Raw genomic sequence first — 23,978 nt, 5'->3', positions numbered from 1 at the left:
CCGTGGTGACACGGTGTCGTCGGAACGGCAGGACTCGAACCTGCGGCCTTCCGGTCCCTGGCCGGATGCTCTTCCTGCTGAGCCACGTTCCGTCACGCGTCCGGGCCGGTTGGCGTGGGCCGTACCGGACGCGCTGCGGGCCTGCCGACCGGGCGGGGGTCGCCACTCCCCTCGCCGAGTCCCAGTCCCATGGCCCTCTTCTTTCAGGGCGGAGCCGCAGCGGGGACTCGAACCCCGTCCTGCCGGGTGGAAGCCGGCTGCCTTACCGGTTCGGCCTCTGCGGCGTGTCCCCCGGGAATCTCCCGGAGGTGAGTCCTTTCGCGCCCTCCGGAAGGGGAGCCCGAACGAATTCGCGTTCAACGTGCTGCACTGTGGAGTTGTCCATCTCGGAAACCGGCCGTCCGGTTATCGCTGCGAAAGAGGAAATGAAGAAGCCGCCTGCGACGGAGTCTCTGGCGGCCCGGCGGTTTCCCTTTCGGGGTTTATCCGCCTGACCATCCTGGAGCCTGACCAATGCTTTTGAACAGGGCGGACGCGGGGAGCCTCACCTGCCACACCGGCGACGCACCGTGGTTCACGGCCACTCCTTTCCCTGGGCCGGGGGCGAGTTCCCCTGCCTTTGTTCATTGAAGGGCAAAACCAGCCTCGGCGCCAATTATTTTTGTCGGGTTCGTTTCTGGTGACGGATTCCGCGATCGGTACGGAATTCACCTCTCCCTCCTCACCCGTGGATCCGGGCCGGCCGGGTGGGGCCGGCGGTGCCCTCGTCTCGGCCATGTCGCGGTTGTGAAGGGGGCGCGGGTTCACGCATGATCGACGGAAGGGACCGATCTCATGGGAGTGATATGGCATTTCATCCGAACCTTGATCCCGGACTGGCCGCCGCCCTCGAGGCGACCCCCCTGCCGGTCGCGGACCTCGGTGCCGTACGGCTGGAGGACCTGCCCGGCCTCCGTCTCCAACTGAGCGCGGCGCGCGCCGCGTTGGCTCCGCTCGCGCCGGACGAGCGGGTCACGATCGAGGACCGGACGGTGCCGGGCCCGGACGGCGATCCCGACATCCGGCTACGGATCTACCGTCCGGCCGGGCGGCGGGAAACCGTTCCCTGCCTGTACTGGATCCACGGCGGCGGGATGATCCTCGGCGACGTCGAGATGGAGGACGCGCGCCTCAACGACTACGTCGCCGAACTGGGATGCGTGATCGTCTCGGTCGACTACCGCCTGGCTCCCGAGCACCCTGACCCGGCGCCGGTCGAGGACTGCTACGCGGGCCTGGTGTGGACCGCCAAGAACGCCGCCGAACTGGGGGTGGACCCGGATCGCATCGCGGTGGGCGGGATCAGCGCCGGAGGTGGCCTGGCCGCGGGAACCGTACTGCTCGCCCGCGACCGGGGCGGCCCGGCCCTGGCGTTCCAGCTGCTGATCTGCCCGATGCTGGACGACCGCAACACCACCCCGTCCAGCCTGGAGTTCGCCGAGGCGATCGTGTGGAACCGGGCGGCGAACCTCCTGGGCTGGAAGGCCCTGCTGGGTGAGCGGGCAGGCGGCGACGACGTCTCCCCGTACGCGGCCCCGGCCAGGGCGGCCGACCTGTCGGGCCTGCCCCCGGCGTACGTCGACGTCGGTGAGCTGGAGGTCTTCAGGGACGAGTGCGTCGACTACGTCCTGCGACTGGTCCGGGCGGGTGTCTCCACCGAGTTCCATCTCTACCCGGGTGCCTTCCACGGCTTCGACGGGATGCTCCCGCAGGCGGAGATCAGCCGCCGTGCCTCCGCCGAGCGGGTGGTCGCGCTGCGCCGGGCCCTGTTCAGCTGACGGCGTTCGACTGACGGCGTTCGGCCGACGGCGTTCGGCCGACGGCGTTCGGCCGACGGCGTTCGGCCGACGGCGTTCGGAGCCCGCTCTCGGGGAGCGGCGGGCTCACCCCGGGGGGTCCGCCTCCCCGGGCGGCGAAAGGAGCGCCAGCGCGTGCAGGAGGGTGTCGCGCTCGCCCGCGGCGCGTCTCAGCATGTGGCGGCAGATCCCGCAGATGCCGGAGAACTCCCGCTCCGCGAGGTCGCGGTAGCGGGGCAGGGCGGTCAGCGCCTCCGTCCCCAGGGAGCCGAGGACCGCGAGGAACGGGTCGGCGGCGAGATCGGCCAGGGCCCGGCGCACGCCGTCGCGGTCGCGGGCGGCGCGGTGCAGGTCGGGCGGGCCTGCCCCCATGATGACGTTCTCGTCGCAGCAGGCCGAGATCCGCCCGTCGTAGCGGACCGTCGGGGTGTGCGCGATCGCGCACCGGCCCAGCCGCGCGCCGGGCACGCGACGTACCTCGGGGAACAGGCCGCGGGCGCGGCCGTACGGCAGGGGCGGGACCGGGTGGATCTCGGCGAGATCGCGCCAGCCCTCCCCCAGCGCGCCGGAGAGGAGGTCCCGGGCCGCCTCGATCTGGGCGGGATCGTCCAGTACCTGCGCCACCAGCCACGCCCCCTCGGCGGCGACGGCACGGGCGGCGGCGGCCACGGCGGCGCGCGGGCTCGGGTGGTGGGCGTCGACGCCCAGCACGACGCAGGCCGACAGGCGCAGCACGGACCGGATCCATCCGGGGGGATCGCCGCCCGCGCCCCAGTAGCCGCTGGTGTAGGGGACGAGTGCCTTGCCCGAGGCGTGGATCCGCCGGGCCGCGTGGGCGAGGGCGCGCCGCTCCACGAACGGCTCCCCGCCTGAGACACCGACGACCCGCAGTGCCTCGTCCGCGCAGAGCCCTTCGACGATCTCCGCGAAGAGGGCGTGGTCGGTGACGCGCGGGCCGTCCGGGCGGGAGTCGACCGAGCAGTGCGCGCAGCCGACCGGGCACCGGTCGGTGATGAGGAGCAGGGCCGACCTTCCGCGTTGCCGCCGCAGGGCGTCGAGCTCGGCGAACCTGAGCATGCCCCCGACGCTACGCCGCCTCGCGCCGCGGTGGCCGCCCCCGCCCGCGCCGCGCGCCGTTTACGCCACACCGGCGGGGATCTAGGCCACCGCGTCGGACGCGTAGGCCATCGCACGCGGCCGGACAGCCGGCCCGAGACGTGCCCTCCGCCTCCCGGCGGCCCCGGAATACGCCTGCCAGGCGGTGGTTCGGAGTCCGCCGGATTCATACCTTGATCGCGTGGGAAGCCCGACCGGCCCACGAAACCCCGTCCCATGGGAGGGACCAATGAGCGACTCGTCTCCACGCGTTCGCGATCTCGTGCAACGCGCCGCCTCCGACCCCGGGTTCGCCGAGCAGCTGCTCAGTGACCCCGAGTCGGTCGCCACCGAGTACAACCTCGGCGCCGACCACATCGACCAGATCAAGGAGCTGGCCGGCGCCGGCCTGCTCAAGCCCGCAGTCCAGGCGCACACGGTCCCCGTCAAGGAGCCCGGCGGCGGCGGCTACTACTAAACATCTCTGGGGGTGTCGTGCACTTCAACTCGATACTGGTCAGCGTCACCGAGATCTGCACGGTGGGCTGCCGGCACTGCGGCTTCACCGGCTCCACGCGGGACCGCCAGCCGACCGCGGACGAGATCGGGCGCTGGGTGGCACAGGCGTGCGACAGCGGCATCCCGGAGATCATCTTCACCGGCGGCGAGCCCTTCCAGCGATTCCGGATGCTCAGATCCGGGGTCGGGGCCGCCGCCGGCCACCCCGGCAGGCCGCGGATCTCGGTGTTCACCAGCAGCTTCTGGGGGCGCTCGGCCGCGACGGTGGACAAGATCCTCGGGCAGTTGCCCGGCCTCACCCGGCTCTTTCTGAGCACCGACGTCTACCACCAGGAACGCGTCCCCACCCAGCACGTGGTCAACGTGATCGAGGGGGCGATCGCCAGGGAGATCCCCGAGATCAGCCTCTGCATCACCATCGCCGAGGACCACGAGGAGGAGCGGATCCGCGGGCTGTACCGGCGCTTCGAGGATCGGGTGCGGGTGCATGTGGACCGGGTGATCCCCACCCCGTTCATCAAGACGGCGCACCAGGTGGGCCTGCCTCCCGACCCCGAGCACTTCTCGGCCTCGTGCTACCTGGAGACCCCGCTGATCAACCCGAACGGCGACCTGTCCGCCTGCCACATCGGCAAGGCCGGGGCCTACGTCACGCTCTCCGACCTGGCCTACTTCATGGGCAACCTGCACGAGAAGTCGTTCCAGGAGATCCTCGCCGACGCCGACCGCAACTACGAGTACCAGTTCCTGCGGGTGTACGGGCCGCAGGGCGTGGCACGCATGGTGGCCTCCTCCCCCGCGGTGCGCGGGCTGTTCAAGGGGGCGACCTTCACCAACGGCTGCGACCTCTGTTACAAGATGCTCCGCTCACTCGACGGGCGGGCCCGGTTGCGTGAGATCGCGGCCGACCCCTTCCAGCGCGAGCTGATCGACGCCATCCGGCTGGTCCGGTTCGGCGAGCGACCTCCCGAACCACGGCCCGCGCCCGGCGCTCCCCCACAGCTGAGCGGCGCTCCCCAACCGGTCGCTCCCCAACCAGTAAGGAGTGGCACTTGACGAGCACGGACTTCGTCGGACTCGTACCCGCCGCCGGCCGGGGCACCCGGATGGCCCCGCTGCGCTACCCCAAGGAACTGCTGCCCATCGTGTACGAGCAGGCCGAGGGAGGCGCCCGGCTGCGTCCCGTCGCCGAGTACGCGCTGGAGTCGCTGGCCGGTGCGGGGGTCGGCAGCGCGATCGTGGTGGTGGCCCCGTGGAAGCTGGAGGTGGTCGGCTACCTCGGCGACGGGCGCCACCTCGGCGTCGACATCGCCTACCTCCTCCAGGAGGAGGCGCGCGGCCTGGCCTGGGCACTCGACCTGGCCCGGGAATGGACCCGGGGGCGCGACGTCGTGTTCGTCATGCCCGACACGATCTTCACCCCGCCCGACGCGCTGACCCGGCTGCGCCGCGTCTACGAGGAGACGGGGGCCGACCTCGCGCTCGCGGTCTTCCCCACGCCGGACGCGCACCGCCTCGGCCCGGTCATCCTGCGCGGAGACCGGGTACACCGGGTGTTCGACAAGCCCGCCGACCCGCCGGTCATGAACACCTGGGGCGCGGCGATCTGGGGGGGCGCCTTCACGAGGCTCCTGCACGAGGGGCTGATCCAGGACACCCGGGAGAAGGCCCCCCGGAACGGCGAGCCGGTGCTCGGCCACTACTTCGACCTCGCGGTCCGCAGCGGCCTGCGGGTCCGCGCCGTCGAGTTCCCCGGCGGCACGTTCCAGGACGTCGGGACACCGCTCGCCGTCCGCCGGTCCATGGAGGGCCCCTCACTTCTGGCGGTGGGTCCGTGAGACTTCTCTTCTTCGCGATGAGCAGCGCCGGATACGGCGAGACGCTGATCGGCATGTCGCTGGCCCGCCAGCTCAGGGTGGCCGGAATCGAGAGCTTCTTCATCGTCGAGCCCACGTCGGAGAGGCTGCTGCGTGGCAGCGGTTTCCCGTACCTGGTGCTGAACAACTCGATGGGCTCCTTCGCCACGCTGCTGGTGGACGAGACGGTCCGCGACTTCCGCCCGGACGCGATCGTGCTGTCCGACTACTTCACCTACTGCGGCGTGTTCCCCAAGCGCTACGGCATCGACCCGTGGTTCATCGAACGGTACGGCCTGCCGATCATGCCGATCGACATCTGGGAGTGGGCCAACACCGAGTTCGCGGTGGACGTCTTCCAGGGCAAGTCGATGGGCGTCACCCGGCGGATCATGGACATGCCCACCCACCTGCGCCCGGTGCCGATCTGTCATCTGGACGAGGAGCCGGGAACGTACCCCTTCCGGCTCTGGGAGGGCAACGAGCGGGTCAGCCGCCGTACCCGCCACCACCTGCGCGAGACGTTCGGGATGGCGCCGGAGGACCGGATGGTGCTGCTCGCGGTGGCCGGATGGCAGCAGGACAGGTACGCCGACGAGAACGGCGACCGGATCGCCGACCAGGTTCCCGAACTGCTCGTGCACTACCTGCGGCAGCTGCCGCCCAGCGCCCGCTTCGTGCTGGTGGGCAGCGTGCCGCCGGTGCTGGCGGATCTGGCCGACCGCGCCCATGTCATTCCCGCCTGCTCGCCGCACCGGTTCAACGTGCTGCTGGGCTCGGTCGACCTGGTGCTGACGCTCAACCTGGGCGCCACCACCCTGGCCAGGGCCGTGCTGTCCGACATCCCCGGGCTGGTGCTGACCAACCGGTTCGACGTCCCGGAGAAACCGGACATCGACCGGGTCGAGGCGGAGCTGTCCGGCCTGTCGGAGGACGTCCGCTCCTGGCTGTCGCGGACCCTGCCCATGTATCCGTTCCGGATGTGGCCGCTGGGGTTCCACAGCTTCCTCGATCCCATCGTGGCGAAAAATCCCTATATATCGACCTTCGCTCACGCCGAGCTGCTCGACGAGCCCGCCGTGCTGTCCGCGCTGCACGGCGTGCTGTACGACCGAGGGGTCCAGGACGACCTGGCACGCGAGCGGGCCGCGTACCTGGAGACGCTGACCGATCATCCCGGCACCCCCGAGGTCTTCGCCTCGGCGGCGCGCCGCCTGGGCCTGGTGTGAGGTGGACATGAAACAGCTGAGCATGCACGTGACCGACCTGTGCAACGAGAAGTGCGGCTTCTGCGTCGTGGGGTCGCCGCTGGCGAAGTCCGACAGCGTGGAGTACGGCGACCTGATCCGCTTCCTCGCCGAGAACTCGGGGCAGGGGTACGCGTCGGTGAACCTGCACGGCGGGGAGCCGACGATCCATCCGCGCCTGTTCGAGCTGCTGCGTACGATCCGGCTGCTGGAGTACCCGCGGGTGGAGATCCAGACCAACGCGCGCCGCCTGAAGGACCCGGAGTTCACCCAGCGCCTCGCCGAGGCCGGGGTCGAGCTGTTCGTGGTCTCGCTGCACGGTTCCACCTCGGTGATCCAGGACTGCCTGACCCAGACGCCCGGCGGGTTCGACGAGACGATCGAGGGCATCCGCAACGCCAAGCGCTCGGGCGTCGCCGTGCGGACCAACACCGTCATCACCCGGCTCAACATGGGCCGGCTGATGGACATCTGCCGGCTCTGCGTCGAGCTGGGGGTCGACCACGTCAACATCTCCAACCTGCACCCGGTGGGCAGCGGCTTCTTCGCCCTCGACATGCAGGCGCCCACGGTCGCCGAGACCCGTGATCACCTGCTGCCGGTGATCGAGATGATGCTCGCCTCACCGGCGCGGCTGACCCTGGAGGGCTTCCCGCTCTGCGTGGTCACCCCGCACGAGGCACTGGCCATCGAGGACGGCACGCGCTCGATCCGGATGATGTACCAGGGCAACGTCCTGGACGACTACGACGCGTTCATGGACGAGCAGATGCGCTCGTACGGGCCGCCCTGCGACGGCTGCCCGCTGCGGACGCAGTGCGGCGGGGTCTACAACGAGTACGCCGAGCGCCGCGGCTGGGAAGAGTTCGGCCTGCGCCAGCCGTACCCCATCGGCGGGTGAGCGGGATGTCCCGGCGGATCGCGATCTGGGCGGGCAGCAGCCTGCCCAACGTCGGCGACCGGCTGCTGGCGGCGGTGACGGAGACCGAGCTCTCCCGCCGCCTGCCGGATGCCGTATTCGGGCACTTCTGCCCGTGGAGCACGGCGGCGGAGCCAGCGCCGCTCTGGGTGGACGGGGTGGGGAACTGGCCCGGCACGGGATCGTTCGACGCCGTCGTGATGGCGGGTGGCCTGTGGAGCGGCCCGCCGTTCCGGCACCCGATCATGCAGGTGTTCTGCCTGGGAGGCGACCCTCGGGCGTTCGACCCCGGCGTGTGGGTCGCCTGGCACGGCGTGGGCCTGCAGGACGACACCCCGGCGGCGGCGCGCGACGACTGGCGCGGCTACCTGAGGGCGGTCCGGGAGCGGATCGACCACCTGACCGTGCGCGGCGCGGCGGCCGCCCTGCGGATGGGCGAGGCGACCGGCGTGCCGGACACGACCCTCGTCCCCGATCCCGCCTTCGCACTGGAGCCGCTGTCCCGGCCACCGCGCCCGGGACGGCGCCGGCCGCTGATCGGCGTCGCCGTCGGCGCCCCGGGAGTGACCTCGCAACTGATCACCCACCTCGTCGGCCGCAACCTCGCCGGGCACGGCGCGGCGGACCTCGCGCTGTGCGTGCCACCCGAGCAGGTCATGGCCGAGGCGACGAGTCCCGGGGAGCGGGCCGCCGCGCTGGGGTTCGTGACGGAGCTGGGCCTGACGCTGATCGAGCTGGCGGGCTTCGCCGACATCGAGTTCATCACGGTGCCCAACATCTACGGGGACGAGGAGGTCGGCACCCGGTTCGCCCGCTCGGTGCCGGGCGCCCGCATCCGGGAGATCCCCCTTCGGAGAACCTCCACCGGGGCCGGGGAGCTCACCGAGGCCCTTTCCCACTGCGACCTCGTCCTCGTCTCCCGCTACCACAGCGCGATCCTCGCGCTGCGCGGCGCCACCCCGTTCGTGGCGGTCGACCCGTTCTGGAGCCGCCGCAACGGCACGAGCAAACTGCACGAGCTCACCGGCGAGCTGGGCATGGCGCACCGCTACTGGAACGCGCACACCGGCGAGAACCTCATCGAGATCGTGGAACGCGCGCTGGACGAGGAGCCGATCGAGGCCGTCGCCTACCGGGAGGCGCACGCGCGGGCGACGGCCGCCTTCGACGGGCTCGCCGAGGCACTGCGCTCCGCGCGGCCGAGAGTGACGCCGAAAGCGACAGCGGGGAGATCGTCATGACCCTGAAGGCCGTACTCGTCTACTCCAACGACGACGGGTTCTCGCTGGGGGTGGAGCTGATCCGGGCGGCCGTGGCCGACCGCCTCCCCCCGTCGCGGGTCGAGCACCGGGTCTGGTTCCACGAGGACGTGGGCAACCTGGCCGAGGACTACCTGGGGCACTACAACGCCTTCATGGCGCGGCTGTTCGACTACCGGCCGGACGTGATCTCCTTCTCCGCGTTCGTATGGAACCACGATGAGTTCACCCGGATGGGACGCATCGTCAAGCGGCACCTGCCGGACTGCCGCGTCGTGTGGGGCGGCGCCCAGGCCAACTCCCGGCGGATGGCCGCCCACCTGCTGCGCGAGTACCCGTGGCTGGACCTGGTGCTGCGCGGCGAGGCCGAGGATGCGTACCCTGACCTGCTGGAACACCTGGCGCGGGGTGGCGACCTGGGCGCGGTGGCGGGCCTCACCCGGCGCGTCGACGGCGAGCCCGTGCACAACGACGACCCGCCCGACGTCGACCTGGGCGCGCTGCCGCTGGTCTTCACCGCCGACAGGCTCCCCCTGGAGCCGATCCTGCGGCGCAGGCCCGGCGCGGTCCTGGCCTACGAGACGGGCCGGGGGTGCCGGCAGAAGTGCAGGTTCTGCCTCTACAGCGCGCCGAAACTCCGCGCGTTCCCGATGGAGCGGATCGAGCGCGAGCTGACCTACCTGCTGGCCGGAGGCATCCCCTACCTGCGGATGTGCGACGCCCACCTGGGCATCTCGCGGCACCGGGCCATGGGGATCTTCGAGATCGTCGCCGAGCACAACCGGGGGACGGTGGTGGACGTCTACCCGGATGTCAAACACGTCGACCTCGACTACGTACGGGCGATGAACCGCGCCGGGTGCCGCGTGATCACCCTGGGCATCCAGTCGTCCGACGCCGACACCCTGCAACTGGCGGCCCGCAGGTTCGACCGGCAGCGGTTCGCCCAGGCCGCCTCCCTCATCCGCCGCCACCACAACCACGCCCTGGCCGCGGACATCATCATCGGCATGCCGGGGGACAACGCGGACAAGGTCCGCGACAGCGTGCGCTTCGCCTACGCGAGCGGGGTGGAGAAGGTGCACTTCGCACCGCTGATGGCCTTCCCCGGGACCGACTTCTTCGAGTACGCCGAGCAGTACGGCATCGAGTTCTTCGACTTCCAGCCCCCGCTCGTCGTCAGCTCGCGCGGCTTCGGCACCGAGGACTACCGGCGGGCGATGGTCTTCGCCGGGCGGATCGAGGCGCTGCAGGACATCGCGCCCACCCTGCTGCGCTGCATGATCGCGATCGCGGACTGCGACGTCGCGGACTGGGCCGAGCGCCTGGACCTGGGCTCCGGCGCCGACCCCGCGCCCCTCATCGAGGAGGCGGAGCTGCCCTCCGGGGCGCGCCGCCTGCTGCTCGACGGGCTCGCCTGGGACGCGGCGGTCCAGGCCCAGCGGGCGACGACCGCGCAGGATCCACCGGGGCTCGCCGACGGCGCGCTCGTCGCGGGCGTCGCGCCGGACGCCGTGCACTGGGCCGACCACCCCGTTCACCTGCTGCTGCGCGACTTCACCCTGACCTTCGACGCGCTCGCCCGCGAACGCCAGGGCTACCTGTTCCCCCGGGGCGGCGCGGTGGGCTACCCGCTGACCGGCCCGCTGCTGGCCGCCTACGAGGCGGCCGCGGTGGGGATCACGGTCGGTGAGTGGCGGGACAAGACGCGGGCCGGCTCAGCCACCGAGCCGACCCGTGAGGTATGCGACGCGGCCTTCAGGATCCTCTGCGCCACCGGGGTCGTCGCGCTGCGCGAGGAGGGGTGAGTCCTGCTCGCGCAGGGATCTGGCCCGCGAGTCGTACTCGCGGGCCAGATCCCTGCGCGAGGACAGGCCGAGCTTGGCGAACACGCTGGACAGCTGGGCCTGGACCGTGCGGGGCGACACGAAGAGCTTCGCGCCGATCTCGCGGTTGGTCAGCCCGCCGGACGCCAGCAGGGCCACCTGGCGTTCGGCCCTGGTCAGCGCGGCCCAGCCGACCCCCTGTCCGCGCGGCCCCCGGCCCCTGCCCGCGTAGACGACGGCCTGGCCGACGTCCAGCCCGGCGCCCTCGGCCCACGTGGCGGCGAAGGCGTCGGCGCCCAGCGCGGCGCGCACCCCGGCCAGGTCCGCCTCGTGCTGCGGCGCCGCCGCCGGGGGACGCGACAGCCCCAGCCGGTCGCGCAGCGACTGGGCCGCGCCGAAGAGCCTGGCGGCGTGCTCGTGGCGGTGGTGTCCTGCCGCGAGCCCGGCCATGGCCTCCAGCGAGTCGGCCGTCTGGGCGCGCAGGCCCATGGCGGCACCGGCCCGCAGCGCCGAGTGGTGCGCGGAGGCGGCGCGCGCCGGGTCGGCGCACCGGGTGACGCGGCCGAGGGTGAACAGGCACCGCCAGCTGAGCGGCCGGTCGTCGGTCTCGCGTGCGCGCGCCATGGCCTCCTCGGCGAAGGTGAGGGCCGCGGAGGCCGCGGGGGCACCGCCCGAACCCAGGATCGCCGCGCCGAGACCGGCCAGCCCCATCGCCGCCAGCCGCGCGGCGGTGCGCTCGCCCACCTCGGCGACCTCCGAGAACACCTCCCTGGCCGCCTCGTACTCGCCGATGTCGAGCAGCATCCTGCCGAGCGTGTCGAGGCAGTCGCCGAGCAGCGGCGGGGAGCCCGCGGAGCGCGCGATCTCGACCGCCTCGGCGAGCCGCTCACCCGCCTGGCCGTACCGCCCCCGGCAGGAGGCCACCTCCCCCAGCCCCCTGAGCACCGCGGCCCTTCCCCAGACATCGCCCATCCGCTCGGCGGCGGCCAGGCTCTGTCCGAGCGCGTTCTCCGCCTCCGCGTACGCGCCCTGGTAGACGGCCACCTGCGCGATGGCGAGCAGGCCCATCTCCAGGCTCAGTTCCGAGCCGTGCCTGCGGCCGATGTCGACGCACCGCTCCAGTGCCGCGCGTGCCCCGGCGAGGTCTCCCGCGGCGACGCGGGCGTGTCCGAGCAGGACGAGCGGCGCGCAGTTCCACGCGTGGCCCGCAGGCGCCCGGCCCCGGGCGGCGAGTTCGGTGAGGGTTCGGCTGGCCGAGGCGGGCTCGCTCATCGTCCGCAGGCCCGCCAGTACCGCGAGGGCCCGGGTCTGCCCGGCCTCGTCTCCCAGCTCGCGGAACATGGCCAGGGCCCGGCGGCAGGCGTCCGCGGCGTCGGCGTACTCACCGAGGGCGCAGGAGAGCACCGCGGTGCTCAGCGCCGCGGCGGCCGGCACCTCACCGTGGCCCAGCCCCCCGGCGGAGACCAGCGAGGCGAGCCAGCCGCGCCCCTCTCGCGGGCGGCCCCGCACGATCCAGTACGTCTCCAGCGCGCTCGCCAGCCTGGCCCCGACCGTCGCGGGCCCGCCGGAGACACACCAGCGCAGCACCGCCCGCATGTTGGCGTAGGCGGCTTCGACGCGTTCCAGGTGCGGCGTGGCGGCGCCCGTGGTGAGCGCCTCCGCCGCCCGCTCGGCCAGCGCCGCGTAGTACTCGGCGTGGCGCGCCCGCACGGTCTCGGCTTCGCCGCCGGCGCGCAGTTCCTGCCCCGCGTAGGCGCGCACGACCCGCAGCAGCCGGTAGCGGGTCACGGTACCCGTGGTGTCGCACTCGACGAGGGACCTGGACACGAGCCTGGCCAGGAGGTCGACGACGGCGTCGGGTCTGATGCCCGCGCCCGCGCAGACCCCCTCCACGTCGTCGATGACGAAGCCGTCCTCGAACACCGCGAGCCTGCGCAGCAGCAGCCGCTCCCGCCCGGGGAGCATCTCGTGGCTCCAGCCGATCGCCGCCTCCAGCGACCTGTGCCTGGGGTGGGCGGTGCGGCTCCCCCCGGCCAGCAGCCGGAGCGGGTCGTCGAGCCGCTCGGCGATCTGCGCCGGCGACAGCATGATCGAGCGCGCCGCGGCGAGCTCCACGGCCAGCGGCAGGCCGTCGAGGCGGCGGCAGATCTCCTGCACCGCCTCCGCGGTCTCCGGGCTGGCCGGCCGCCCCTGCGCCGCGGCGCGTTCGGCGAACAGGCGCGCGGACCTCACCACGTCAAGCGGGGCGAGGCGGTAGGTCACCTCGCCTGGAACGCTCAGCGGCTCCCTGCTGGTGGCCAGCACCCGGAGTCCGGGGTGGGTGCCGAGCAACTCCGGAACGGTCACGGCGCACCGGTCGGCGACGTGCTCGCAGGTGTCGAGCACGAGCAGCGCGGGCCCCTCGCCGGGGACCACGGCAAGGGCGTCGAGGCCGGTGAGGTCGCCGGAACCGGCGGTCAGATCGCGGAACCAGATCCCGCCGGGATGGGCGCCGGCCCAGGTATGGGCGTACGCGTGCGCCAGCCGGGTCTTGCCGACCCCCGGCGCGCCGGTGAGCGTGACTAGCCGCGCCGAGCCGAGCAGGTCCCGCAGGCCGGCGAGTTCGACGTCGCGGCCGACGGGGTCGCCGGACCATCGCCGGGGCAGACCGCCGTCCACCGCTAACCCACCAGACGCCGCGCGAACGACCGCAGCGACAGCGCGCCCGTGACGAGCGTCCCGGCGGCGAGCACGCCCAGCGCGACCACCTCCGGCATGTGCGGGACGGCCGGGCTCAACGCGCCGCGCAGCGCCTCGCTCACGTAGACCAGCGGATTGACCAGGACCGCGGTCTGCAGCCAGGGCAGTGCCTCCAGCGCGGACCAGGGGTAGTACACGCAGCCGAGCATCATGAGCGGAACTATGAAGATCGCGAACAGCGCGCTGAGCTGCTGGGGCGGGAGCAGCGTGCCGATGAGCAGGCCCAGGCAGGCGGTCAGCAGGGACGACAGCACCAGCACCGCGATCAGCAGCGGCCAGCGGCCGAAGTCGATGTTCGGGGCCTCGCCGGGACCGTGCACGAACAGCACGGCGAGGAAGACGACCACCGCCGCGATCACCCCCTGGATCGCCCCCGCGACGATCTTCTCGACCCCGACGGCCCAGACCGGGATCGGGGCCAGCGCCCTGTCGTCGATCTCCTTGGTGTAGGACAGCTCCATGACCAGCGGGGTCGTCACGGCGAAGATGCCCTGCAGCACGATGCCCGAGGCGACCAGGCCGGGGACCAGGATCGTGGCGAACGTCTCCGCGCGCCCGGCCTCGGAGAGTCCCTGCCCCGCCCCGTACCCGATCCGCGGCAGGACCACGGCGAACACGAATATGAACAGGACGGGCTGGACCACGGTGCGGGCCATGAAGGAGGGCAGGTCCCGCCGCAGCACCCGCAGGTCCCTGGCGAGCAGCGCGCCGAAGGTGCGCGCGTAGCCGTGTGACGCGGCCGGCGGCGCGATGGTCGATGCCGTCATCGCATCTCCTTGAGCGGGGAGATCCCGGGCTCTGGCCCCGGGAGAGGGGGGCGCGGCGCGACGCCGCGGGGCGGAGGTCAATCCCGGTACTCCCGCCCGGTCAGGGCGAGGAACACCGTTTCGAGGCTGGGCCGGACGACCCGGACGTCGGCCAGCGCCAGCCCGGCGTCCTGGCCCGCGCTCACCAGGGCGGCGAGGATGCCCTCCGGCGCCAGGGTGAAGACGCGCAGCCGGTTCTCCGAGACCTCGGCGTCCGCGACTCCGGCCAGCCGCCGGGCCTGCTCGACGATCTTCTCCGGGTCCCCGTCGTAGGTGAGGGTCAGCACGGTCCGCAGGCCGGTCGCCGTCTTGAGCTCGGCGAGCTCCCCGCAGGCCAGGACGGCTCCGCGGTCGATGATCGCGATCCTGTCGCAGAGCTCCTCGGCCTCCTCCATGTAGTGGGTGGACAGCACGATCGTCTGGCCCCCGGCGCGGATCTCCCGCAGGATGTCCCAGAGGTTCACCCTGGTCTGCGGGTCCAGTCCCGAGGTGGGCTCGTCGAGGAAGAGGATGTCCGGCCGGTGCATCAGCGCCCGTGCGATCATGACGCGCTGCGCCTGGCCGCCGGACATCTCGGTGATCCTGGCCGTGGCGCGGGAACCCAGGCCGAACCGCTCCAGCAGCTCGATCGCCCGCCGCCTGGCCTCCTTCGCGGGCAGCCCGGCGTACCGGCCGCGGAACTCCAGGTTCTCGCACGCGGTGAGCTGCCGGTCGAGGTTGTTGTACTGGGCCACGACACCGATGTGGCGTTTGACCGCGATGGGCTCGCGCACCACGTCCGCGCCCCCCACCCTGGCCACACCGCCGGTGGGGACGATCCTGGTGGTGAGCATGCCGATCGTCGTCGTCTTTCCCGCCCCGTTGGGCCCGAGGAGGCCGAACATCTCCCCCGCGCCCACTCGCAGGGTGAGCCCGGCCACCGCCTCGGTCACCCCGGACGAGCTCACGTAGGTCTTGCGCAGTTCGCTGGTCTCGACCGCGACGTCCGCCATGTCCGGCTCCCTCTTCGGCACGTGGCGCCCAGTGTGCGAGCACCCGGTTAAAGCGCGCCTTGATCGTGGTTGGAATCCGGTTTGAGGCATGGCAGCGCCCCTGGCAGGGCGCGGCACCAGGTACTTCCATACCGGCTTTCAACCGTTATCCAACCGGCGGAGCCGACACTTCGTTCAGACGACGGGAGCCCGATGCCACCCCCCAGCGCCATCCTGCGGGCGAAGATCGACCTGGCCGGCCGCGCGCTCAGGAGCGCGGAGAGCACGCTGTGGCGCGCACCCGGTCCTCGACGGCGCTACCGCGACTACCTGTGCGCGATGCACATGGTCATCAGAGCCTCGGTACCGCTGCTGCGGGCCGCGTCGGCCAGGGCGGCGGAGCTGGGCGAGGAGGAACTGGGCGAGTACCTGGACCGGCACGCGGCCGAGGAGGCCTGTCACGACGACTGGCTGCGCGAGGACCTGGTCTCGATCGAGCCCTCGGCGGAGGAGCTGCTGCGCCGTACGCCGCCCCCGTCGGTGGCCGAACTCGTCGGAGCCCAGTACTACTGGGTGCTGCACCACCACCCCGTCGCGCTGCTCGGGTACGTCGCGGTGCTGGAGGGCGAGGCGCCCTCCCCCGCCCTGCTCGAACACCTCGAACGGGGCACCGGGTACCCCCGGGCGGCCTTCCGCACCCTGTGGCGGCACGCCGCGCTGGATCCGGGGCACCGCGACGGCCTGGACCGGATGCTCGACGGCCTGCGGCCGACGCGCGAGCAGCAGGCCGCCGTCGGCACCAGCGCCCTGCACACCGTGCGCGCCGCGGCCGCGCTCCTGCGCGAGCTGGCCGGGGAACCTCCGGAGGTGCTCCCGTGCACCTGATGGACATCCTGGCGCTGCGCCCGGTACCCGCCGCCGCGGTGCTCATGGCGATCACCCGGCGGTGCCCGCTGCGCTGCGGCCACTGCTCGACCGGCTCGCTGCCCGGCTCCGAGGAGCACCCCGGGGAGATCTTCCAGCGGTTCGCCGGGACGTTCACCCCGGCGAACCGGCCGGAGCTGGTCATGCTCACCGGGGGCGAGCCGCTGCTCCGGCCCCGCCTGGCCCGTTCCCTGGCCGAGACCGCCGCCCGCAGCGGCGCCCGCACGATGATCCTGTCGGGCATGTTCTTCGCGCCCCGGATTCCCGCCGCGATCGCCGGGGCGATCGAGGCGGCCGACCACTTCTCCGCCAGCCTGGACGCCTTCCACGAGGAGGAGGTGCCCAGGAGGAACGTCTTCGCGGTCATGCGGGCGCTGCTGGCGCGGGGCAAGGACCTCAGCTTCCATCTCACCGGGAGCGGGCCTGACGACCCCTACCTGCGCGACGTCACCGCGGAGATCCGGCGGGAGTTCCACGACCGGATCCCGATGCTGGTGGGGCGCGTGCGGCCGGTCGGCCGGGCCCGTGCCGGCGCGCCCGTGCCCCTCCCCGTACCGGGCGGGGGCAGCGCGGCGGGCGAGAGCGCCGCGCCCGGCGCGGAGACCGGGACCGCACCGGCCGCCGGGAGCGCCGGAACCGTGGCGGGCTCCGGGGCCGCGCCCGCGCTGCCGTGCGCGATGGCCGCCTGGCCAACCGTCGGGTTCGACGGGACGATCACCGCGTGCTGCAACCAGGACGTCGTCGACCACCGTCCCGTCCCCGGCCACCTGCGCCTGGGGCACGCGGGTGCCGACGACTGGAGCACGGTCAGGGAGCGCTGCCTGACCTCCGGCACGCTGCGCGCCCTGAGAACGTACGGCCCGCTCCGGCTGGCCGGCGCCCCGCCGGGCCGGGGGTACTGCGAGACCTGCCGAAAGCTGGAGACCCCCCCTCCCCCGCCCACGCCCGCCGCCGCCTTCCTGGAGCGGCAGGTCCGGGACATGCAGCTGGCCGGCGGCGGGGTGGGCTTCGCCGGGAGGTACGGCTGCCCGCCCTACGGCGACCTCGTCTCACTCGGCCACCCCTGGAGGAAACATGACCTTTGACCCCCTCGACGAGCTGGCTCGGGCGGGAATCGACCTCACCCTCGCCGGCCCCGAGCAGCGCGAGGTCGTCCGGTCGCTGAGCGAGGCCGAGGTCGCGCTCCTGGTCTCCATCCACGGGCAGCTGCGAGAGGGCTCTCCCGAGGTCGAGGCCCACATCGTCGGCGGACTCCTGTTCTGATCGGGGATGATCATGCGATGCCCGTCCTGCCTGGCCGAGACGCCGGGGCACCCCCGGTTCTGCCCGTCGTGCGGCACGCACCTCGCCGCGCCGGCGCCGGTGGAGGTACGCAAGATCGTCACAGTGGTCTTCTGCGACCTGGCCGAGTCCACCGCGCTGAGCGAGCGCCTCGACCCCGAGTCCCTGCGCGCGGTCCTGATCCGCTACTTCGCGCTCATGCGCGACCAGCTCGCCTGGCACGGCGGCACGGTGGAGAAGTTCATCGGCGACGCCGTCATGGCCGTCTTCGGCGTACCGGAGCTGCACGAGGATGACGCGCTGCGCGCCGCCCGGGCCGCGCTGGACATGCGGGCGGCGCTCGAACGGCTCAACGACGACCTCGACCACGATCTCGGGATCCGGCTCAGGGTCCGGATCGGCGTCAACACCGGCGAGGTCGTCACCTCCGGCCTCGCCCGCGGTGATCAGGCCCTCGTCGCGGGCGAGACGGTGAACGCCGCCGCCCGTCTCCAGCAGCTCGCCCGGCCCGGAGAGATCCTGCTCGGGCCCGAGACCTGGCGCCTGGTCGGCCCCTCCGCCGTGGGCACCGCGGCCGGCCCCCTGATGCTGCGCGGCAAGCGGCATCCGGTCACCGCGTGGCGGCTGGTCTCGATGCGCTCCGACGACCCGGCCGTGATCCGGCGGTTCGACATCCCGTTCGTCGACAGGCAGGAACCGCTGCGCGAGCTGGACCGGGCCCTGGACGGGATCATCAGGCACCGCCACTGCCGCATCGTGACCCTGCACGGCGAGGCGGGGGTGGGCAAGACCCGGCTGGCACGGCTGTGGGCGGAGCGCGCGGGGCAGCGGGGCGTCCTCGTCGGTTCCGGCCGCTGCCGCCCGTACGGCGCGGGCGGCACGCTGCTCGGGGTGGCGGACGCGGTGCGCGAGCTGGTGACCGTGGGCACGCCCGACCCGCGGGCCCTCGCCGTGCTCCGCGACGGCCTGCTGAAGGACGGCACGCCCAACCCCTCGCACCAGGAGACCTCCTGGGCGCTGCGCAGCGTCCTGGAGGGACTCGGACGCTCCACGTACGTGCTGATCGTGCTGGACGACGTGCAGTGGGCGGGCGGCCCGGTCTTCGACACCCTCGGCCATCTGGCCGAGGAGCTGAGTGAGGCGGCGGTGATGGTGCTCTGCGTGACGCGCTCCGACCTGTTCGACCGCATGCCCGGCTGGCAGGTCGCCTCCCGGCTGGCGCTGCCCCGGCTCGGCCCGGCCGACTCCCGGCTCCTGGCCTCCGGGCTGGCCGAGGTGACGCCGCACGACGACGCCCTGCTCGACCGGATCGCCGGCCGCTCCGAGGGCAACCCCCTGTATCTGGAGCAACTGGTGGCCATGCTCGGCGACGGCGGGGAGCCGCACGGCCTGCCGCTGACCGTGCACGCTCTCATCGCGGCCCGCGTCGACAGGCTCGGTCCCGCGGCCAGGGAGGTGCTGGAGTGCGCCGCGGTGGTCGGCAGGGAGTTCACCGCCGGGGAGCTGCGGGCCGTCTCGGGAACCGGCGAGCCCGGCGCTCCGCTGGAGGAGCTCCGGCGCAAGTCCTTCGTCGAGCATCGTACGGAGGCGACGTTCCGGTTCACCAGCGGCCTCATCCAGGAGGTCGTCTACGGCGGCATGGCCAAACGGCGGCGGGCCGAGCTGCACGAGCGGTTCGCCGGCTGGCTGGCCGCCGGAGACGGCGGGGACGAGGCGGTCGGCACGCACCTGGAGCAGGCGTACCGGCACCGCGCCGACCTCGGCCCTCCCGGCGAGCACACCGCGCGGCTGCGCGACGGGGCGGCGGCCCGGCTGTCGGAGGCCGGCACCCTCGCGCTGCGCAGAAGCGACCTGTCCAGGGCGGAGAACCTGCTCAGCAGGGGGGCCGCGCTGCTGGGGCCGGCCCACCCCGGCTGGCCGCGGATCAGCGGGCGCGTCGCGGAGGCCCGGATCACCCTGGGTGACGTCGAGCGGGGGCGGCTGCTGCTCACCGAGGTGCTGGAGCGCGCGACCGGTGACGCGGACGCGGTGGTGGCCGCCCACGCCTCGCTCTATCTGAGCCACTTCGACCCGGCAGGCTCCTCCGAGGTCGCGCGCCGTGCCATACCGGTCTTCGAGGCCGCCGCCGACGACCTCGGGCTGGCCAGGGCCTGGACCGTGGTCGCCCAGGAGGCGCAGGGGCGCGGCAGGTTCGCCGAGACCAGACAGATGTTGCAGCGTGCCCTGGAGTACGCCACGCGGTCCGGCGCCGAACTGGAGCGCGCCACCATCCTGGGCAACCTGGCGGCCTCCCTCTGGCTGGGCCCGGAACCGGCGCCCGTCGCCATCTCCAGATGCCGTGACCTGCTGGCCGCGCACGGCAGGGACCGGGGGATCGTACGCGCCGTCGTCGGCTGTCCCCTGGCCGTCCTGCTGGCCACGCGGGGAGGCTTCGACGAGGCCAGGACCACCCTCGCGACGGCCGGGCGTTCCCTCGCCGACCTGCGGCACGCCTACGCCGACGCCTTCATGCCGATCTTCTCCGCGGCCGTCGAATCGCTGGCCGGGCGCTGGGACCTCGCCGAGGACCTGCTCCGCCAGGCATGCGCCAGGGCCAGGGCGCTCGGCGACACCCAGCTCCTGGTCACCGCCTCGCGTGACCTGGCCGGCACGCTGCTGCGCCGGGGAGACCTGGCCGGGGCCGAGCTGTGGGCGGGCGCGGCCCTGGAGGGCTCGCCCCGGGACGCCCCGATGAACACGGCCGAACTGCACGCGATCCGGGCCGAGGTGCTCGCCGCCCGGGGCGCCGCGGAGCCCTGCCGGGAGCTCATGGACCTGGCCGTGCACGAAGCCGGCGGCACCGACTCCCCCGTCTGCCGCGCCACGGTGCTGCTCGGCAACGCCCGCGGCCTCGCCGCCCTGGGCGCCCACCGGGAGAGCGAGGCAGCGGCGCGCGGCGCGATGGCCGAGTTCGCGGCCAAGGGGCACCTGGTCGGCAGGGGATGGGCGCTGGCGCTGGCGGGCCGGCGATGACCGCCCACCCCGAGCTCACCTGGCGACTCGGCGCCGAGGACGACCTCGCCGACATCACCGTGTCCGCCGCGGGCAACGCGGCCGTCACCCCGGAGTGGGCGTGGCAGGGCGCCACCGGGCGCGGGGTACGGGTCTGCGTGGTGGACAGCGGGGTCGACCGCGACCACCCGCTGCTCGCCCCGGTGCAGGCGACCCACGCCGTGGTGACGGGCCCGGGCGGTAAGGCCGTCGTGCGGGAGAGCGACGCCGCCGACACCTGCGGGCACGGAACGGCGTGCGCCGGGATCATCCGCTCGATCGCGCCCGAGTGCGAGCTGCACAGCGTCCAGGTGCTGGGAGCGGGCTTCTCGGGAACCGGTGACGCCTTCGTCACCGGGCTCCGCTGGGCCATCGAGCAGGGCTTCGACGTGGTGAGCCTGAGCCTGTCGACCAACAGGAGGCACCTGGCCGAACCGCTGCGCGAGCTCGGTGACCTCGCCTACTTCCGCCGTACGGTGCTCGTGGCGTCCGCGCACAACCTGCCGGTGGAGAGCTTCCCCTGGCGGTTCTCCTCGGTGATCTCCGTGGGAAGCCACGCCGGGGCCGATCCCGGGCTGATCCTGTACAACCCTCGCCCGCCCGTGGAGTTCTTCGCCCACGGATCCGACGTGGAGGTGGCCTGGCCCGGCGGCGGACGCACCCGGTGCACCGGGAACAGCTTCGCGACCCCTCATGTCGCGGCCCACTGCGCGCTGATCCTGAGCAAGCACCCCGGGCTGACGCCCTTCCAGGTGAAGACCGTCCTGTACCTGACCGCGCAGAATGTGAGGAAGCTCGATGATGGTGAACGGTGAGATGATCGCGGCCGTCTCGGCGGCGGTCGCCGGCTCGGAGGCGGAACACCGCCTCCTGCTCCAGTCGATCGTCGACACCGCACGCGTGATCTTCGGGGCCAAGGCGAGCTCGATCTTCCTGGTGAACGAGGAGCATGGGGACCTCGTCTTCGAGGCGGTCTCCGGCGAGGGCGAGAAGGTGCTCGTCGGACGGCGCTTTCCCGCCACGCGGGGTATCGCGGGGTGGGTGCTGAGCGCCGGGGACGCGCTGATCGTCGACGACCTGTCGACGAGCACGGTGTTCGCCCGCGACATCGCCGAGTCGACCGCGTACGTGCCGGGCGGGCTCATGGCGGTGCCGCTCGTCCACGACGACGAGGCGCTGGGCGTGCTGGAGGTGCTCGACCCTCACCCGCAGGCGCGGGCGGCCATCGACGAGCTGGCCCTGCTGACGCTCTTCGCCGCGCAGGCGTCGGCGGCGCTGCGGATCGTGCAGCGCAACCGCCACGCCCTGCGGGTGCTGGAAGGCACCGGGTCGGAGTTCGGCGACCTGGTGTCCATCGTCTCCGCGCTCGCGGGCGGGACCGAGGAAAGACGGCGGGCCGGGCTGCGGCTGCTCGGTTCACTTCACGAGCTCCTGGTTGACAATCAGAGCTGACTACTTCAGGCAGAAATCACCGGTTTACTAATAGATAAGCGCATATATCATGACAATTCTGTGAGCCCGCCTCCGCATAACCCGGTCAGATTTCCGTAGCCGCCTGGACAGCCAATGGAGAATCCCCCGTGGGTGCAACCGTAGTGCGCGAGAAGGCGGAGGCGGGAGAGACCACCTTCGCCGTGCTCGGCCCTCTTGAGGCCCGCCGCGACGGCGGCCTGGTCCCGCTCGGGCCCTTCAAGCAGCGCGTGCTCCTGTCCCTGCTGCTCTGCCACGCCAACAGGATCGTCCCGGTGGACCAGCTCAGCACCGCGGCGTGGAGCGAGGAGCCCCCCAGGACCGCGCTGAAGAACGTCCAGGTCTACGTGTCCGCGCTGCGCAAGAACGTGCTCGGGGAGGCCGACCGCGACCGGCTGGCCTACCGTCCTCCCGGCTACCAGCTACGGCTCGGTCCCCAGCAGCTCGACGTCCTCCTCTATGAGACCCTGGCCCGCAGGGGCCGCCAGCACCTGCGCGACCGCGAGATCACCAAGGCGGTGGGCCCGCTCCATGAGGCTCTGCGACTCTGGCGGGGCGACCCCCTGCCCGACATGGCGCACGTACCGCTGATCAGCGACGAGCTCTCCCGGCTGCGCAGCGAGCGCATGTCGGTCTACGAGGACTGGGCCGAGGCGGAGCTCAGCCTCGGACACCACACCCACATCATCGGCTCCCTGGAGGAGAACGTCCGGCGCCACCCGCTCAGGGAGCGGCTGCGCAGCACGCAGATGATCGCGCTGTTCCGCTGCGGGCGGCAGTCGGAGGCCCTGGCGCAGTACGAGGACATGCGTCAGACGCTGGCCCGGGAACTCGGCCTCCAGCCCAGCCCGGTCCTCGAACGGCTCTACCGGGCGATCCTCGCGGGTGACCCGTCCCTGGACGGCCCGTCGGCCGGGGGCCCGCCACACCTCGGCGGCGCGACCGTGATCAGGCCGCACCCCACCGCGGGCCACGGCCAGGAGGTGATCGCCCACCTCAGCCAGCTCCCCCGCGACCTGGCCGACTTCACCGGCCGCCGCGAGAGTGTCCAGGACATCCTCGACGTCTTCCGTACCCGCCGGCACAGCCCGCCGGTGGTGATCTCCGGCCCGGCCGGAGCGGGCAAGACCGCGCTGGCCGTGCACTCCGCCCACCTGCTGCGCGAGCGCTTCCGCGACGGGCAGCTCTTCGTACGGCTGCGCACGGCGGGCGGCCGGGAGCGCTCGATTCCCGACGTGCTGGCCGAGATCCTGCGTACCTGCGGCTTCGAGGGCGACCCTCCGCGCCGGGCCGGCGAGCGGGTCGCCGCCTGCCGGGCCTGGCTGGCCGAGCGCAGCATCCTGCTGATCTTCGACGAGGCGTCCACCGCGGCGCAGATACGGCCCCTGCTCCCCGGTACCGGGGACAACGGAGTGCTGATCACGAGCAGGAGGAGACTGAGCGCCCTGGAGTCGGCGCACCACGTGGCGCTGGAGACCTTCACCCCCGCGGAAGGCGTCGAGTTGCTACGGCGGACCGCCGGTGCCGAACGCGTCGACGCCGACCCCGCGGCCGCCCTGCGGGTGGTCGGCACCTGCGCCAACCTTCCGCTCGCCGTCCGCATCGCCGGGGCGCGGCTGGCCGCCCACCGGCACGTCAGGCTCTCCCTGTTCGCCGACCGCCTCGCCGACGAGCACTCGCTGCTGGACGAGCTGTCGGTGGACGACCTGTCACTGCGCACCTGCGCGGCCACCTACGAGCGCGACCTCGGCCCCGAACTGTGGACCTCGCTGCGGCGCCTGGGCGCGCTGCCGAGCGGCGAGTTCACCGCCGACGATCTGGCCGCACTGCTCGACTCGGACGTGCGGCTGGCCGCCGACGTCGCCGACAGGCTCGCCGAGGCCCACGTGGTCACCGCGGAGCCCAGACCCTCCCCGGTCTATCTGATCGCCGACTGGCTGCGCCTGTACGCGCGGGAGCGGCTGCAGCGGGAGGAGTCGGCACCCCAGCGCACCGCGGCCGGGGAGCGGCTACGCCGGGCCCGCGCCCGCGCGTAGCCCGGCACGGCGCCCGCCCCGCCAAGCGCGTCATACGATGAATGGGCGGATAAAAGGACTTCCCCTATTTTGCCTAACGGACCACCGGCGAACTCCCCGGCCAGAGAAAGGGAATTCATCCGGCGGCCAAAAACCCCGGCCACTCCCTCCCGAATTCCACTTTTC

The 23,978-nt window shown here is 72.8% G+C and carries 19 protein-coding genes and 2 tRNA genes; 15 read left to right on the top strand and 6 right to left on the bottom strand.

The window, feature by feature from the left end; all coding sequences use genetic code 11:
* Nucleotides 1-19 precede the first annotated feature (19 nt).
* Nucleotides 20-92: transfer RNA gene (locus ACFQVD_RS06700), tRNA-Pro, on the bottom strand.
* A gap of 120 nt (nucleotides 93-212) precedes the next feature.
* Nucleotides 213-284 (bottom strand) — tRNA-Gly (locus ACFQVD_RS06695).
* A 561-nt stretch (nucleotides 285-845) separates the two neighbouring features.
* Here ACFQVD_RS06695 and ACFQVD_RS06690 point away from each other — a divergent pair.
* Nucleotides 846-1,817 carry an alpha/beta hydrolase gene (locus tag ACFQVD_RS06690; protein ID WP_386270618.1) on the top strand — a complete coding sequence of 324 codons (972 nt, stop codon included), beginning with the start codon at nucleotides 846-848 and terminating at the stop codon, nucleotides 1,815-1,817.
* Between the two features lie 105 nt (nucleotides 1,818-1,922).
* Here the strand turns inward: ACFQVD_RS06690 and ACFQVD_RS06685 are convergent, their stop codons facing one another.
* Nucleotides 1,923-2,912 (bottom strand): radical SAM protein, encoded by a 990-nt coding sequence (locus tag ACFQVD_RS06685; RefSeq protein WP_364154564.1) that lies wholly within the window; start codon nucleotides 2,910-2,912, stop codon nucleotides 1,923-1,925.
* Between the two features lie 268 nt (nucleotides 2,913-3,180).
* On the opposite strand from ACFQVD_RS06685, the gene ACFQVD_RS06680 reads away from it, so the two are divergent.
* The 7 genes from ACFQVD_RS06680 to ACFQVD_RS06650 are packed head-to-tail and all read left to right on the top strand — an operon-like array spanning nucleotide 3,181 to nucleotide 10,538.
* Nucleotides 3,181-3,408 (top strand): hypothetical protein, encoded by a 228-nt coding sequence (locus ACFQVD_RS06680; protein WP_343982362.1) that lies wholly within the window; start codon nucleotides 3,181-3,183, stop codon nucleotides 3,406-3,408.
* A 17-nt stretch (nucleotides 3,409-3,425) separates the two neighbouring features.
* Nucleotides 3,426-4,505 carry a radical SAM protein gene (locus ACFQVD_RS06675; RefSeq protein ID WP_343982365.1) on the top strand — a complete coding sequence of 360 codons (1,080 nt, stop codon included), beginning with the start codon at nucleotides 3,426-3,428 and terminating at the stop codon, nucleotides 4,503-4,505.
* Nucleotides 4,502-5,287: a sugar phosphate nucleotidyltransferase gene (locus ACFQVD_RS06670; protein ID WP_343982369.1), complete on the top strand. Its 786-nt coding sequence runs from the start codon at nucleotides 4,502-4,504 to the stop codon at nucleotides 5,285-5,287. The genes ACFQVD_RS06675 and ACFQVD_RS06670 overlap by 4 nt, the downstream gene beginning before the upstream one ends.
* A complete protein-coding gene (locus tag ACFQVD_RS06665; RefSeq protein WP_343982372.1) occupies nucleotides 5,284-6,534 on the top strand; it encodes a DUF6365 family protein in 1,251 nt (416 codons plus the stop codon). Before ACFQVD_RS06670 ends, ACFQVD_RS06665 begins: the two co-directional genes overlap by 4 nt.
* A 7-nt stretch (nucleotides 6,535-6,541) precedes the next feature.
* Complete coding sequence (locus ACFQVD_RS06660) at nucleotides 6,542-7,453, top strand: radical SAM protein (protein ID WP_343982375.1); 912 nt, start codon at nucleotides 6,542-6,544, stop codon at nucleotides 7,451-7,453.
* A gap of 5 nt (nucleotides 7,454-7,458) precedes the next feature.
* The gene (locus ACFQVD_RS06655; RefSeq protein ID WP_343982377.1) at nucleotides 7,459-8,712 is read left to right on the top strand and encodes a polysaccharide pyruvyl transferase family protein; all 1,254 of its coding nucleotides are present in this window, start codon (nucleotides 7,459-7,461) and stop codon (nucleotides 8,710-8,712) included.
* Nucleotides 8,709-10,538 carry a B12-binding domain-containing radical SAM protein gene (locus ACFQVD_RS06650; RefSeq protein ID WP_386270614.1) on the top strand — a complete coding sequence of 610 codons (1,830 nt, stop codon included), beginning with the start codon at nucleotides 8,709-8,711 and terminating at the stop codon, nucleotides 10,536-10,538. The genes ACFQVD_RS06655 and ACFQVD_RS06650 overlap by 4 nt, the downstream gene beginning before the upstream one ends.
* Here ACFQVD_RS06650 and ACFQVD_RS06645 read toward each other — a convergent pair.
* From ACFQVD_RS06645 to ACFQVD_RS06635, 3 genes are all read right to left on the bottom strand, one after another.
* Nucleotides 10,449-13,214 carry a helix-turn-helix transcriptional regulator gene (locus ACFQVD_RS06645; RefSeq protein ID WP_386270612.1) on the bottom strand — a complete coding sequence of 922 codons (2,766 nt, stop codon included), beginning with the start codon at nucleotides 13,212-13,214 and terminating at the stop codon, nucleotides 10,449-10,451. The two genes, ACFQVD_RS06650 and ACFQVD_RS06645, sit on opposite strands and share 90 nt — an antisense overlap.
* Before the next feature lie 2 nt (nucleotides 13,215-13,216).
* Nucleotides 13,217-14,062 (bottom strand): ABC transporter permease, encoded by an 846-nt coding sequence (locus ACFQVD_RS06640; RefSeq protein ID WP_343980413.1) that lies wholly within the window; start codon nucleotides 14,060-14,062, stop codon nucleotides 13,217-13,219.
* 77 nt (nucleotides 14,063-14,139) lie between these two features.
* Nucleotides 14,140-15,093 (bottom strand): ABC transporter ATP-binding protein, encoded by a 954-nt coding sequence (locus ACFQVD_RS06635; RefSeq protein WP_343980410.1) that lies wholly within the window; start codon nucleotides 15,091-15,093, stop codon nucleotides 14,140-14,142.
* A gap of 192 nt (nucleotides 15,094-15,285) precedes the next feature.
* Between ACFQVD_RS06635 and ACFQVD_RS06630 the strand changes: the two genes are divergently transcribed.
* The 7 genes from ACFQVD_RS06630 (at nucleotide 15,286) to ACFQVD_RS06600 (ending at nucleotide 23,813) form a co-directional block, all read left to right on the top strand.
* The gene (locus ACFQVD_RS06630; RefSeq protein ID WP_343980407.1) at nucleotides 15,286-15,957 is read left to right on the top strand and encodes an iron-containing redox enzyme family protein; all 672 of its coding nucleotides are present in this window, start codon (nucleotides 15,286-15,288) and stop codon (nucleotides 15,955-15,957) included.
* Nucleotides 15,957-17,081: a radical SAM protein gene (locus tag ACFQVD_RS06625; protein WP_386274276.1), complete on the top strand. Its 1,125-nt coding sequence runs from the start codon at nucleotides 15,957-15,959 to the stop codon at nucleotides 17,079-17,081. Before ACFQVD_RS06630 ends, ACFQVD_RS06625 begins: the two co-directional genes overlap by 1 nt.
* Nucleotides 17,071-17,259, top strand: coding sequence for an aroma-sacti cluster domain-containing protein (locus tag ACFQVD_RS06620; RefSeq protein WP_343960963.1), 189 nt, complete (start codon nucleotides 17,071-17,073; stop codon nucleotides 17,257-17,259). Before ACFQVD_RS06625 ends, ACFQVD_RS06620 begins: the two co-directional genes overlap by 11 nt.
* A gap of 12 nt (nucleotides 17,260-17,271) precedes the next feature.
* Complete coding sequence (locus tag ACFQVD_RS06615; RefSeq protein WP_343960961.1) at nucleotides 17,272-20,289, top strand: adenylate/guanylate cyclase domain-containing protein; 3,018 nt, start codon at nucleotides 17,272-17,274, stop codon at nucleotides 20,287-20,289.
* Entirely contained in the window at nucleotides 20,286-21,122 is an 837-nt protein-coding gene (locus tag ACFQVD_RS06610) for a S8 family peptidase (RefSeq protein WP_343960959.1), read from the top strand. The genes ACFQVD_RS06615 and ACFQVD_RS06610 overlap by 4 nt, the downstream gene beginning before the upstream one ends.
* Nucleotides 21,106-21,759, top strand: coding sequence for a GAF domain-containing protein (locus tag ACFQVD_RS06605; RefSeq protein ID WP_343960957.1), 654 nt, complete (start codon nucleotides 21,106-21,108; stop codon nucleotides 21,757-21,759). The genes ACFQVD_RS06610 and ACFQVD_RS06605 overlap by 17 nt, the downstream gene beginning before the upstream one ends.
* A 128-nt stretch (nucleotides 21,760-21,887) precedes the next feature.
* The gene (locus ACFQVD_RS06600) at nucleotides 21,888-23,813 is read left to right on the top strand and encodes an AfsR/SARP family transcriptional regulator (protein ID WP_343960955.1); all 1,926 of its coding nucleotides are present in this window, start codon (nucleotides 21,888-21,890) and stop codon (nucleotides 23,811-23,813) included.
* Nucleotides 23,814-23,978: the final 165 nt, after the last annotated feature.

The organism is Streptosporangium amethystogenes subsp. fukuiense, from assembly GCF_042665875.1.
Taxonomy (GTDB): Bacteria; Actinomycetota; Actinomycetes; order Streptosporangiales; family Streptosporangiaceae; genus Streptosporangium; species Streptosporangium fukuiense.
This window is presented reverse-complemented; position numbering and strand designations above follow the sequence as displayed.

What these genes read in the sequence shown, in the direction of transcription:
- ACFQVD_RS06690 (WP_386270618.1), top strand. Translation starts at nt 846, where the DNA reads ATGGCATTTCATCCGAACCTTGATCCCGGACTGGCCGCCGCCCTCGAG.
- ACFQVD_RS06685 (WP_364154564.1), bottom strand. Translation starts at nt 2,912, where the DNA reads ATGCTCAGGTTCGCCGAGCTCGACGCCCTGCGGCGGCAACGCGGAAGG.
- ACFQVD_RS06680 (WP_343982362.1), top strand. Translation starts at nt 3,181, where the DNA reads ATGAGCGACTCGTCTCCACGCGTTCGCGATCTCGTGCAACGCGCCGCC.
- ACFQVD_RS06660 (WP_343982375.1), top strand. Translation starts at nt 6,542, where the DNA reads ATGAAACAGCTGAGCATGCACGTGACCGACCTGTGCAACGAGAAGTGC.
- ACFQVD_RS06655 (WP_343982377.1), top strand. Translation starts at nt 7,459, where the DNA reads ATGTCCCGGCGGATCGCGATCTGGGCGGGCAGCAGCCTGCCCAACGTC.
- ACFQVD_RS06650 (WP_386270614.1), top strand. Translation starts at nt 8,709, where the DNA reads ATGACCCTGAAGGCCGTACTCGTCTACTCCAACGACGACGGGTTCTCG.
- ACFQVD_RS06640 (WP_343980413.1), bottom strand. Translation starts at nt 14,062, where the DNA reads ATGACGGCATCGACCATCGCGCCGCCGGCCGCGTCACACGGCTACGCG.
- ACFQVD_RS06635 (WP_343980410.1), bottom strand. Translation starts at nt 15,093, where the DNA reads ATGGCGGACGTCGCGGTCGAGACCAGCGAACTGCGCAAGACCTACGTG.
- ACFQVD_RS06630 (WP_343980407.1), top strand. Translation starts at nt 15,286, where the DNA reads ATGCCACCCCCCAGCGCCATCCTGCGGGCGAAGATCGACCTGGCCGGC.
- ACFQVD_RS06625 (WP_386274276.1), top strand. Translation starts at nt 15,957, where the DNA reads ATGGACATCCTGGCGCTGCGCCCGGTACCCGCCGCCGCGGTGCTCATG.
- ACFQVD_RS06620 (WP_343960963.1), top strand. Translation starts at nt 17,071, where the DNA reads ATGACCTTTGACCCCCTCGACGAGCTGGCTCGGGCGGGAATCGACCTC.
- ACFQVD_RS06615 (WP_343960961.1), top strand. Translation starts at nt 17,272, where the DNA reads ATGCGATGCCCGTCCTGCCTGGCCGAGACGCCGGGGCACCCCCGGTTC.
- ACFQVD_RS06610 (WP_343960959.1), top strand. Translation starts at nt 20,286, where the DNA reads ATGACCGCCCACCCCGAGCTCACCTGGCGACTCGGCGCCGAGGACGAC.
- ACFQVD_RS06605 (WP_343960957.1), top strand. Translation starts at nt 21,106, where the DNA reads ATGATGGTGAACGGTGAGATGATCGCGGCCGTCTCGGCGGCGGTCGCC.